Annotated in this window: 9 protein-coding genes; 2 read left to right on the forward strand and 7 right to left on the reverse strand. The window is 37.1% G+C overall.

Annotated features, from left to right (window positions below):
• Positions 1 to 72: 72 nt before the first annotated feature.
• A complete protein-coding gene (locus tag EGI31_RS04120; RefSeq protein ID WP_255035891.1) occupies positions 73 to 360 on the forward strand; it encodes a GIY-YIG nuclease family protein in 288 nt (95 codons plus the stop codon).
• Positions 361 to 574: 214 nt separating this feature from the next.
• Here the strand turns inward: EGI31_RS04120 and EGI31_RS04125 are convergent, their stop codons facing one another.
• A complete protein-coding gene (locus tag EGI31_RS04125) occupies positions 575 to 1,171 on the reverse strand; it encodes a hypothetical protein (RefSeq protein WP_255035892.1) in 597 nt (198 codons plus the stop codon).
• 224 nt (positions 1,172 to 1,395) lie between these two features.
• Here EGI31_RS04125 and EGI31_RS04130 point away from each other — a divergent pair, with 224 nt between their 5' ends.
• Entirely contained in the window at positions 1,396 to 2,277 is an 882-nt protein-coding gene (locus tag EGI31_RS04130; RefSeq protein ID WP_255035893.1) for a PIG-L family deacetylase, read from the forward strand.
• A gap of 71 nt (positions 2,278 to 2,348) precedes the next feature.
• Here the strand turns inward: EGI31_RS04130 and EGI31_RS04135 are convergent, their stop codons facing one another.
• From EGI31_RS04135 to EGI31_RS04160, 6 genes are all read right to left on the reverse strand, one after another.
• Positions 2,349 to 4,298, reverse strand: coding sequence for a DUF3858 domain-containing protein (locus tag EGI31_RS04135; RefSeq protein WP_255035894.1), 1,950 nt, complete (start codon positions 4,296 to 4,298; stop codon positions 2,349 to 2,351).
• Positions 4,299 to 4,329: 31 nt separating this feature from the next.
• Positions 4,330 to 6,252 (reverse strand): DUF3857 domain-containing protein, encoded by a 1,923-nt coding sequence (locus EGI31_RS04140; protein ID WP_255035895.1) that lies wholly within the window; start codon positions 6,250 to 6,252, stop codon positions 4,330 to 4,332.
• 11 nt (positions 6,253 to 6,263) lie between these two features.
• Positions 6,264 to 9,536: a hypothetical protein gene (locus tag EGI31_RS04145; RefSeq protein WP_255035896.1), complete on the reverse strand. Its 3,273-nt coding sequence runs from the start codon at positions 9,534 to 9,536 to the stop codon at positions 6,264 to 6,266.
• A 199-nt stretch (positions 9,537 to 9,735) separates the two neighbouring features.
• Positions 9,736 to 10,572 carry a phytoene/squalene synthase family protein gene (locus tag EGI31_RS04150; RefSeq protein ID WP_255035897.1) on the reverse strand — a complete coding sequence of 279 codons (837 nt, stop codon included), beginning with the start codon at positions 10,570 to 10,572 and terminating at the stop codon, positions 9,736 to 9,738.
• 14 nt (positions 10,573 to 10,586) lie between these two features.
• Positions 10,587 to 12,047, reverse strand: coding sequence for a bifunctional phytoene desaturase/3,4-desaturase (gene crtID / locus EGI31_RS04155; RefSeq protein ID WP_255035898.1), 1,461 nt, complete (start codon positions 12,045 to 12,047; stop codon positions 10,587 to 10,589).
• 14 nt (positions 12,048 to 12,061) lie between these two features.
• A complete protein-coding gene (locus tag EGI31_RS04160) occupies positions 12,062 to 12,580 on the reverse strand; it encodes an RNA polymerase sigma factor (protein ID WP_255035899.1) in 519 nt (172 codons plus the stop codon).
• Positions 12,581 to 12,622 lie beyond the last annotated feature (42 nt).

A 12,622-nucleotide genomic window follows, 5' to 3' on the forward strand; every position in this document is an offset into this window, starting at 1 on the left:
ATTTTGATTATTTCATAAAAAAATTGGATTAGCGTAAAAATTGATTTGAAATATTCACATAATAGTAAGAATATGAATCACTTTGTAAATATACTTTTTTCACAAAGCTTGAACAAATTTTATGTCGGTGAATCTACCTTTCCATTTGAGCGTGTAAAAGAGCACAATACTGGGAAATATGGAAAGTCTTTTACTAAGCAAGTAAATGATTGGGAGATTAACCTTTTTATTGAATTAGAAAATAGAAATCAGGCATTGATAATAGAGAAAAAAATCAAATCAATGAAATCATCAAAATACATTGAAAATTTAAAAAAATACCCAGAAATGATAGAAAAACTTATTGTTTCTGTTAAATAATATCTATGCGAAAGGCGGTTCTCCCGATAGCTATCGGGACCGTCCATCACCACAAAATAACAAGGCAGTTATGACGAAAGTTGTGACTGCTTTTTTGTTTGGTACAGTTAGGGGTACAAAAATTTGCTTTTTGGAGTTATTTTTTCAAAGCTGTCGCCAATGTGTTTCTCCTTTAAATTGGTTGAGCATTATGTTTAGATTTTAAAACTATTCATCACTTCTTCCCACCAAAAACACCCCTCATTCTTAATTCAAAAGTTCCTAAATTGGGTCTGGACGAGGTAAATGTCTGGGTGTTTGAAAGGCCTTTGCTTAGAGAAGCGTCTAAAAAAAGATTTCTTTTTTTGGTTAATGCATAACTGAAACCTCCCCCAATATTTGTTATCAAAGCAGTGTTGCTATTTCCAAAGCCTCTTGCAGCTGTCTGCGATATAACTTTAAAATATTCTGAGGAATTCGTTTCGATACCTATTTCAAATAATACAAATGGCCTTAAACGATAATCGCTAATATAGTAACGTCCAAATGTGGCAGCTTGAAAAGACTTCTCAGTGAACTCATCGTAGGTCTGATTATTTATTATAATGTTGCCATTGTATTTAACTTTGTTATAGTTACCCCCAATTTTTAGACCAACCTCCAAGTTTTTAGCATAAAATCTGCTTACGCTCAGCTGAGGGAGTGCTCGAAATCCTGCTATGGTGCCTATGTTTGTATTCAATCCAATACCTACTGAGAATTTTCCTTGATTTTGGCTCCAGACCAATTGAATACTAAGCAGAAAGAGAATAATGTGAATCGTTTTTTTCATGATGATTTAATAGTTTAGGTACAAACGAATTTAATCATTTACAATTATGTGTGTTTTTGATATTGCTGAAGGAATGTTATTTATCGGTAGTTTTTTTCGGAATGAAATATTCAAACTTTATATAATTGGTCTATCAAGATGTTAAAGTTGTTTTTAGTAGTCATTCCCACAAATTCTTCTAAATTTGTTAAGACAAAAGAATATTTATTCAACCTATGAAGAATATGAGAACAACTTTCGGTTTACTATTTCTTTTACTTACCTCCAATACCCTTTTCGCCCAAGGCCCAAAGGTGTTAATCGTTACTGCTCATCCCGACGACGAAACGATGTTTCCGGCCACGGTTTTTAAAATTACTAGGGAGCTGAAAGGCACGGTGGATTTAGCTTTGATAACCGACGCTTCGGGAGGATACAATGGTTTGGTGGCATCTACTTATTATGACAAAAACTTAACGGATTCGGCCACAGGTCGGGTAGCATTGCCGCTTCTGCGTAAAAAGGAACTGATTTGTGCGGGTGAAGTAATGGGTATCAGAAACTTTTTCTTTTTTGACCAACTCGATGATTTTTATCAAATAGACCCAAAGCCGTTTTTCGAAGGGAAGCGTTGGGACATGGCTTTTTGCGAGAAAAAATTGAACAAGATTTTGGAGGAGGGGCAATACGATTATGTGTTTTGTTTGGTACCCAGTGCTGAGCAACACGCCCACCATAAAACTGCAAGTATTTTGGCTATTAGAGCGGTCAAAAACTTAAAGTCAGAGAAAAAACCAATTGTTTTGGGTGGTAGAGCTTTGAATAAAAATTATACTTACAGCTTTGATGTTTTGGATGGGTTTCCTGAAACCAAAATCTCTAAAAAAGCCCCAGTATTTTATTTCGATAGGTCGTATGGATTCGGAGAAAACAACAAACACAGCTACATGATAGTGGCGGATTGGGTGAAGGCCTGTCACAAATCACAAAGTGGCGACATGAATAGCTCTATGCATCGAGGCGACTTGGAGACGTTTTGGTATTTTGATATAAACGTAGAAAGTGGCATCGAGGCCACTTCCAAGCTTTTTGAGAAAATTCGTCAGTCGGGATTTGTGACCAAATGACCATCTTCTCTTTGGCGATAGGTCACCCGCAATATCTTTAAGGCCGAATTAGTCCTTACATTTTGAGATTATTAATTTTCAAAAATGATGGTTACTTTGTTAAAATCAGCTGCGGCATTGATTACTTTCTGGAAGTCATCGTAAACACTTAGTGGGAGTAAAACCTTGTGATAGTATTCGTTTATTGTTATGGTTATTTTGTTTCCATTTACTTGGTAGTCAGATACAAAACCCATGTTTTTTTTGCCTTCAAAATCATACGTGATATTTCGTTTTACTTCTTCCAAGCCACGTACCTTGTAGCCATCAGGAATGGCAATGGTGATATTTCTTACATACTCATGTGCCGAACCCACATCGATAGATTGCTGACGGGGGCGTTCGTTATATAGTTCTTGCTGAGGCCCGAGTATGTCTCCCAGTTTGAAAATATACTTTTTACCTGCTTTTTCTATCATATTTTTAGCCACTACGTCTGAGCTCAGAATGAAGGGTTTATTAACTTCATCAGAGTTGATATCATAGTTTTTGGCCACAATATTAGAATACTCGGCGTCTTCTTTCAAAGAGGCTTTCAATATATTATCTAGTATTTCTTTGCGTTGGGTTTCGTTTGACAGCATCAGATAACCTTTGATTTCGCCGTCTTGCGAACCGCCCAAGGTTCTAGTTAGTTTAATGTTGGCGTGTGCTAAGTTGGCAGGGAAGCTGACTTCGGCGTCTATATTATTGTAATTTAATGCTGCCGTTGAAAATGGAATGGTCTTGATTTTGCTTATGCCTGATTTAGTTTCGCCTAAACTTATGTTGGCTATAAACAAAGCATCGGTGCCTTCTAAACCGCTTTCAATTTGCCCGAGCCTCAGCATTGGATTGCTTGGGTCAAGGTATTTTTTGGCATTTGGAAAATAAAAAAAGTATTTGTCGAGCTGTGTCCAGGTTTCGAAGGCCTTGTCGAATTTCTTCTTAAATCGACTTATACCTATGCCCAACTCATAATTGACATTTGCAGCCTCAAACATCTGAACATAAAGACGGGCAAGACCTCCGGCTTCAGCATATTTTGATTTAAGTATGGCCTCGGGCATGGCATCCTCGGCGTCTTCTTTTATATTAATATTAGACTTTATATAGTTTTCGATAGCCCTTATGGCCTGATCTTCTGGCATTTCGAGTATTTTTTCTTTTTTCAAAACCTTCTCTATCTCTTTCAGCGTGTTTTTAGACCTTGCGTGCATCATTTCAAAAAACTGATTGCCGGCGTCTTTCCAAGTAAAGAGCTTGTTGTTGTCTTTAGCGGTGTTATAAGTGAGTTTGTACTCTATTCTAGGCGTGTTGGCGTTTTCAGAAGAATATTTTTCGTCAAAAACCGGAGTAATGTCTTTGAGATTGTAGCTTACAAATGCCTTTTTATTTATTACCGTGTCTTTTTTTATACCTACGGCGTTATATAATTTAGCCTCAAACTTCAGAAAATCTGGTGAAACAATCAAAAAGTCCCAGTTGCGAATGGGCAGCTTTTTAAGAAGTGGCTCTGTGCTGTATATATTGATTGGGGTCTTTATGACATAAAAAAACTCCATTTCGCTACCGGGTTCTAGTCCTTCTACAGCTACCATTTTGTAGGTTTGGCCTTCTTCGGTGGTTTCTTTAATGGCACTTTGACCGAGCTCTTTTACTATACCTTTGGGGTTAATGCTTCTAACTTTGATGTCTATTAACTCGCTGCTAGCCGATATGGGCAAGTACACTTTGTTGTAGCTATCAACAGCCCCGGCTTCGTGTATATGGAAGCGTCGCATGAGGCCGTAATATTGTTCCACGTTTTGGGTAAGCGAGTCTTTGTAATATTCAACATAGATCTTACTGTCGAGCAAGATGGCGGGTTCTTTTTTTTCTGCTTCACTTAGCGTACTAAGTTTGTTATTTGTTTTTTTGATAAAATCAAGTTTAAAAAACTGTAGGTCTTGTGCGAATAGTGGTGACCCCAATAGTGTAAGGGCCAATACAAGTTTCTTCATTTATGTATGTTTTTATGAGATTAAATATGAATTATTTCTTTTTGAAACCAATAAGTTCATTGTGAGCCGTGGTTATTTTATTGATCATCTTATTCCATTCCTCAAACTCCGACTTTTTCAAAACGAGTGTATTTAGGTAGGTTATTTGTTTTAGGATGATTTTACCAGATTTTTGCTCATAACTCAGTGCATAACCAAAGTTGGCTCCAGTGTAGTTTGAACTTTCTGGCAAATACACAAGCTCATGATTTTCTGGCACTTCTATTTCTACTTCTGATTCTTCTTTCCAAGCATAATCATTCACAAAATCGTTTTTTCGAGATTTCTGCATGAGGTTGTCGGCAGTTATGTGGGTGTATATATGCGGATTAAAATACAGCTCATTATCTATTTTTTTGACAAAATCAGGTACCTGAAAACTATAGTCGAAACCGATAAGTTTTTCCCTGTCTTTGAGGTTATTTATAGTTACAGGACCTACTTTGCATTTGTTATTGCCCACTTTAAAAAGTGCTTCGGTGTAGTCTTGTTTTTCTTTTTCGGAGTAATTACTCAAGTAGTATTTCACCTCGGTTTTCCAAAGGCCATCTAAGGTCGTTTTGCCGATTCCGACAAGATTATTGCCTTCTATTTTTATCTCGGTTTTGTCTTTACGAGCATTTATGTTCGACTTTACTACTGGTACGTCTATTATTTGATATTCTGTATCCGTAAGTTTAATCATACACTGCTTGCCTTGGATGTGGCTGGTAGGCAGGCCGTAGTCTATGCGGTCGTCTGTGGCATCCAGAAAAACCCATTGATTGTCGACTTTAGCCACTGCAATCATGTGGTTATCAACAGAAAGGGAGGGATTTTCGGCGTATTTGAAAGGGATGTCGCGGGTACCAATCCAACCCAAATGTACGTCTTTTACATTGGCTATTTTGAGCATGGTAGTAATCAGGCTGGCCATATCTTTACAGTCGCCATAGCGTTTGCTAAATACCTGACTGGCTTCACGCGGTATAAAGCCTCCCATACCGTCTTCAAAAGCGATATATTTGACATAGTCTTGCACCCAATAATATACTGTTTTTATTTTTTCGAGGTCAGATTTGCCGTTTGTGAGAGAGTCCGTGAGATGTATCAGGGCTTTATCAGGTGATGCGTTTAAATTACGTACCAAACTTGCGTAATAATTAAAGAGTTTTCTTTCATCGGAAAGTACTTCTATGGTCTTATTATCTATGGTATAATTTTCTATAAACAATTGTACAGAAGGCGTTAAATATCTGATATTTAAAGATTTTGATTCGTAGGGTATATCTTTCAGATTTGAGGCTTTCCAAGTATAAGTTGTTTTGTTCTTTGATTTGCTTTCCGTAAAAACGATATTCGAAAAGTCACCGAATTTTTTAAAATTTACCTTTATATTGGAGGGGAAGGTAACAGAGAATTCGGCGTTTTGAATGGGTAAGTAATTGCCAAATATGAAACTCGGCATCATGTAGGGGTCTTTGATGGTTTCTTGGTATTTCAGGGTTGAGACGGCTCCTTGTTGTAAACCCTGAAAGGTGAATTTTTTCACCAGGTAATCATCATAAAAAATACCTTTGGAGTTTTCTTTTTCGGTAGTTATTTCTTTGACATTGAGTTTTTTAGGGCCTTTTTCGCTTGGTACAAAAGTTGCGGCCTCAATATTGTTTATTTCCTGAAAAAAAGGAGAGTAGACAATAGATTGGTCGGCATACTGGTATATACTGGCCTTATTGGTCAGATAGAGATTTTCATTGAAATAATCGGTAAGAATTTGCACCTTACCGTCCACTATTTTGATATTTACCTCTTCTTTTTGGCTAATGGTGAGTATGTCGTTGCTCGGATACTGAGCCCGATAATAGTCAAGATTTTCTTTGGATTGGGCCCAAACTCCTTGCGTTATCAGTAAGCTGAATATTACTATTTTATTCATTTTCTTGGTTTTCAGTATTCTATTCCAAAATAAAAATTCCGTGATTTAGCCACTTTTTCATTGGCATCGTATTCTATAACCTTTCCGTGATAGTAACCCTGTAGATAGTGTTCTTCAAGCATAAGTTTGCCCGTTTCGGTGTAGCTATATGATGGACCTTCGTGTTCGTCTTCTTTTTGGAAATATCGATTTCGGATTTTACCGTTTACATAAAATACTTTTTGCTCGCCATGGTACATGCCATTTACGAAGTTATATTCAGCACTCAGATTTCCATTCATATAATAACGTTTCAAGTTACCCATACGTTGGTTGTTTTTGTAGCTGGCTTGATAGCTCATTTTGCCGTTAGGATAATAAGCTTTGATGTCAAACGTACCGTTTTTGGTATTTACTACGGGTAACCAATTGGCGTTTTTATCTTGGTAAGAGTATCCTACAATGTGGCCTTGGACATAGATTATTTTATAGGCAGGAGTTTTGCCATCCTCACCAAAATGTATAAGTTCACCATTTTTTTCATCTTTTTTTAATGGTGTTAGCGTTTCAAGGGCTCCGTTGTGATAATACCATCGTGACTCGCCATCTGCTTCACCTTCAATAGTTTTACCCTCATACTCTAGCTTACCGTTGTCAAAGTATCTCTTATCGTAGCCATCCTGTAGGCCGTTTTTGTATTCAATTTCGTTTTTAAGTTTTCCATTGTGATGGTATGACATGTACTTGCCGTCCATCATGTCGTTGTTATATGCAACTTCAGCATATTTATTACCATCTTTTGACCAATAGTATGTTTCTTTCCCTTGTTTCACACCATTCACTAAAGTGTATTCTTTGTATGGCTTTTTGTTTAAACTCAATATGGTGACTTTGCCGTTTGCCTTTGGTAAATCTATTGTATTAAACACCTGCCCAAGGGTATCGTATTGAGTGGTTTTGGTTACTATGTTGTCTTTTGTGAAATATTCATAGAGCTTTACACCGGTTGGAGCGTAGTTTTCTGCATAACCTGTAGCTATGCCGTTTTGAAAGAACATGACGTCCTTAATTACGCCATTGTTGTAATAATATTTCCATTGGCCTTCTGCTAGGTCATTTACGTACCAACCTTCGTAAGATTTTTGGCCATTGTCATGATAATATACAAAGTAACCATCTCGTTGGTTGTCTTTGAAAAAACCTTCCATTTTTAGCTGTCCGAGTTCTGTGAATTCTTTTGAAATGCCATGTAAAAGGCCATCTTTATATTGCCTTTCGGCGAACAGTGCCCCACTCATGTAATATTCCTTCATACTACCGTTATTGCCAAATTTGTTCATGCTTCCCTCTTGCCTCTTTTGGCCAGCTGGGTAGTAAGTCTCATAGACCAATTGGTCATTTTTGCGGGTGTTTTCTTTGATAATATTCCCTTTTTTGTCGAAAATTTTTGTGTATTTCAACAATTTCTTTTCGTAAAATTCTTCGGCAAAAATCAACCCATCTTCATCAAAATATTTATGAAGACCTACAGGTTCTCCATCGGTAGAATTACCCTCACTGGCCAATTTACCGTTTGAATGGAACGTGGTTTGCTTGCCTTCTTTTTTACTGTCTTTATAGAAAGACTGGGCAATTTTTTTACCATTGATATCGAAGTAGAGCCATTCGCCTTGCAATAAGTTATTTGACATTTTACCTGCCACTTTTGGCTTGCCGTTGAAGAAATAGCTTTTATAATCACCCTCCTCAAGGCCTTTGCTATAGGTACTTTCCGATGAAAGTTGGCCATTATAATAGTATTGACGACTTGGCCCATCTAATTCATTATTTTTATAGATAGCATCGGCTGCCAGCTGGCCATTTTGGTGGTAATCAAAAAATTTGCCTTCTTTTTGTCCTTTTTCAAAAACCTTAACATATTTCTTACCGCCACCTAAATAATAATAGATAAACTCCCCTTGTTCCAAATCATTTTTGTATTGTCCTTCTACCTCTAGGTTGCCATTCGGGAAATAATCTTTGAACTTTACGGTAGAGTCTTTCGGGTTGAAAACACTAATTTGACTTAGATATCCTTCTTCAGTATAGTACTTCCACTCACCTGTTTTTTGACCGTTATCGTCATACAAGCCCTTGCTCATTAGGGATTTATTTGGGTGAAAAAATTCGGTATAACCCATTAATGTTTTGGTACTTTCATCATATTTTGTTGTAATAGCCTGAAGGTTGTGGTTATTGTATGTACCAACGAAGTATTTGGCAGTTTTTCCGTTGAAATCCAACACCTTTAATTTGTCATGTCCAGAAAAACTATTATCTACCAGTTCTTTAGCTTTCTTTATACCTGCATCGTTTTTTTCGTATCTTTTTTTTGCTTTTTCATTTACAGAGCTCAACCAATAGTGGGTAAAATCATTAAAAAGTCCATTTTCCCATATCCTTTTATAAAACAAAACATAGTTTTTCATCCAGAAGTCTTCACTTTCTTCTGCGTATTCTAGCTTTTCTAAAAGTGCTTGGCATTGTCTAACAACTTTGTAGTCAAGTTCAGATTTTAGCTTGAAGTTCTTATTGAAAGTAACCTGCGAGTTCAGCACCAAATCCGTTGTCTGGAAATCTTCGGCAGGTTGAATCAGCAAGGAATCGTTGTTAAAAGCAACATTGGTAGACAAATATTTTTCGAGTTCAATAATCACATTGTCGGCATTGTCGTCTTGTGGCTCAAGCGTTAAATAGGTCAGTATCGAAAGGGTACCCCTGGTAGGTTGGTTTTGTATTAAACACAGATGGCCAAGCATTTTATGGCTCAGTGCATTAAAGAAATTGATGTTTATTGATTTTTGAAAACATTCTACGGCTTCATTTATTTTCCATTGGTTCAAGTATGTCATGCCCATGCTGGTCAGTAGGCTATAATCGTACGGGTATTTTTCAAGACCTTTTTTATAAGTTTCTATGGCCAATTCTTTTAGGCCAGAGTCGTCATAGGAGGCAGCCAGAAATAAAAAAAATGAGGCTTCATATTTAGAATTGAGATTCAAACCAAGCTTACAAACTTCTTGGGTTTCTTTATGCTTTGCAGACATCAACAAAGTGAGGGACTTGTGATAAATTGATAGAGCATAATTGGTGTCACTTTTTGAAATTTTATCTAGCTCTAGGAGGGCCTGGTCTTTTTTGTCTTCGTTTCGAAGGCTTATGCTTTTTTTAATTAACTCTCCCGAATTTACTAATATTATTTGGGGATTTTGGGCATTGGCTGCTGTGCTTAAACATACCAAAAGCAGTATAACGAGGATACGCATTGAAGTGGATGGTTTTTATGTGATTATTAGAAAATATTTATGGCAAAAATTAAACCAAAATATTGAAATACCAATTTAAAAAATAATTTTAGTTGGTTATGGCTTATTATAAAGTGGAGGTTAAAATAAAAGGCAGAGAAAATCAGGCTATTAAAATTGTAATAGATGAGTCAAGTTTATCAAATAAGGTAAGAGTTTTTTACAATGCACCAAATCGTCCCTTTACCAAGGTTTGTGCAAGGAGGGTAAATTTTATAAAGTCTGGCACCCGAACCCTTTGAGTTTGGATTTTGGCTGCTGAGGTTTTTTTGATTCTTTTGAATAATTTTAGATAATACACATAGGCCAAGTATACACCTGAACGTGCTCCAACGGGTAGGTTTAGTATTCCCCTCAGTGCGTTGTCGAAGTCTATCTGTATATCTTTTTCTATTTCCCTTTTGGCGTAAGCCGAGAAATTGCTCATGTCTATTTGTGGGAAATATACACGTCCACGCTCCTGATAGTCACTTTTGAGGTCTCTCAAGAAATTGACTTTCTGGAATGCAGCACCAAGGCTTCTGGCATCGGTTTTTAGTTTTTCGTAAAGGCTTTGATCTCCTTCCACGAACACTTTCAGGCACATGAGGCCTACTACTTCGGCCGAGCCGTAAATGTATTCTTTGTATTTGCTGTCGTCGTAAACTATTTGACCCAAGTCCATTTCCATGCTGTATAAAAAAGCATCAATGAGCTCAAGGTCTATTTTAAACTCATGAACTACTTTCTGAAAAGAATGTAGGATGGGATTGAGACTAATACCCGTTTCTATGGCCTCGTAGGTGTCGGCTTTAAATTTTTCGAGAAGGTATTTTTTGTCAAACTGATGAAAGGTGTCCACAATTTCATCTGCAAAACGAACGAATCCATATATACCATAAATAGGTTCGTGGAAACGCTTGGTAAGTGTTTTGATACCCAATGAAAAGGACGTGCTATAAAGCTCCGTTACGAGCTTACTACATCCGAAGGTTGATTTTTCATACAAATTAAACATTCTCAATCAGGGTTTTAATGATTTTTAGCTATATAATCACCTACCACCAATCCCGAGATCAACGCAGGAGGAACTCCTGGCCCTGGGACCGACAATTGGCCTGTATAGTACATATTTTTTAAGTTCTTGTTTTTTAGTGCGGGTTTCAGAAATGCCGTCTGCAACAATGTGTTAGCCAAACCGTAGGCATTTCCTTTAAAGGCATGATAATCAGCTTTAAAGTCACTTACAGCGTAACTTTTTTTGTAAACTACATGATTTCTGATCTCATGACCTACGTATTTTTCAAGTCTTTCGATCATTATATCGAAGTACTTTTCGCGGGTTGACTCGTCATCTTCCAAATCAGGAGCTATAGGAATAAGCAAAAACAAATTCTCATGGCCTTCCGGTGCTACAGATGGGTCGGTTTTTGACGGTGCCGACACGTAAAAAAGAGGTTTCGATGGCCATTTAGGGTTTTTGTAGATTTCATCGGCGTGAAGATTAAAGTCTTCATCAAAAAACAAATTATGATGTTCTAACCTATCCACTTTTCTGTCAACTCCTATATAGTACAGCAACGACGAAGGAGCCATCAATCGTTTATCCCAATATTTTTTACTGTAGTTACGGCTGCCGTTAAGAAGACCCTCGGTATGTTCGTAATCGGCACCACTTACCACAATATCGGCATAGTAAACAGCATCGAGAGTACGTATTTTTTTGACATTACCATTTTCCGATACTATCTCCTTAACCTCTTGATTATTAATGAATTTTACTCCCTTTTCTTCGGCTAATTTTAGCATGCCTTTCACTATTTCGTGCATTCCGCCCATGGGATACCACGTTCCCAAGGCCATTTCGGCGTAGTTCATGAGGCTGTAAAGAGCAGGGGTGTCGTTTGGAGTTGCTCCTAAGAACAAAACAGGAAACTCCATGATTTTCAGTAAATCTTCGTTTTTGAAGAATTTTCTGAGGTGTTTTCCAAAAGAGGCAAAAAGATCAAGACTAATAGCTTTGGATAAAAGTCGAAAATCAAAAAATTCACTGACAGAAAGCGACGGCTTCCAGACAAACTCACCCATTCCTGTAGTGTATTTGTATTTGGCCTCTTCAAAAAAGGCATCGAAACTAGGACCACAGCCAGGCTCGAGTTTTTCGAAAAGGGCTTTGAGCTCTGTTAGATTTGCGGGCAGATCAACTTCTTTTCCGTTTGTTAGTATGACTTTATACGATGGCTCGAGTCGGACAAGTTTATAATAGTCAGATGGTTTTTTGCCAAACTCGCCAAAATACCGTTCAAAAACATCTGGCATCCAGTACCAACTCGGACCCATGTCGAATTTAAAGCCAGCCTCACTAAATACTCTTGCTCGGCCACCGAAATCGGCGTTTTTTTCCAAAACGGTCACCTCAAAACCCAAACTTGCGAGTTTTGTTGCGGCAGAAATTCCTGCAAAACCTGAACCGATTACGATGACTTTTTTCAAATCTTTCTCTCTTTTTAAACAGTTTGCGTATTAGAATAAATTTTTAGGCGGTCTTTCAACTCTTTTCTTGCCAAATGTATTCTATTTTTCACAGTCCCAATCGGAATCGCCACTTTTTCAGCAATTTCGTGATATTTAAAACCATTAAAGTACATCATGAACGGTTCTTTGTAGGTATCGTCCAATTTTTCAAGTGCTTTTGTGATGTCCTCATTAGCAAAGTTACCATAAGCATCATTCTGAACAATACTGTCTGACGAATTTATATAATGTAAATTGTCGCTAGTATCAATAATGGTGTTCTTACGCATCATCCTTTGATAATTCGTGATGAAGGTGTTTTTCATAATCGTAAACAACCAAGCCTTCAAATTGGTACCATCAGCGTATTTGTCTTTATTTAAAAACGCTTTCACCAATGTATCTTGTACCAAATCATTGGCATCGTCGTAGTTTTTCGTTAACCTCATCGCAAAAGGCTTAAGCGTTTTGGTGTTGGTTTGTAAAGCATAATTAAATTCTATCGCAGTCATTTGATTGTTTTAATTTGTTTAAGCAAATGTTAAAAAGATTAA

The sequence above is a fragment of the Lacihabitans soyangensis genome (genome assembly GCF_024343775.1).
Lineage (GTDB): Bacteria > Bacteroidota > Bacteroidia > Cytophagales > Spirosomataceae > Leadbetterella > Leadbetterella soyangensis.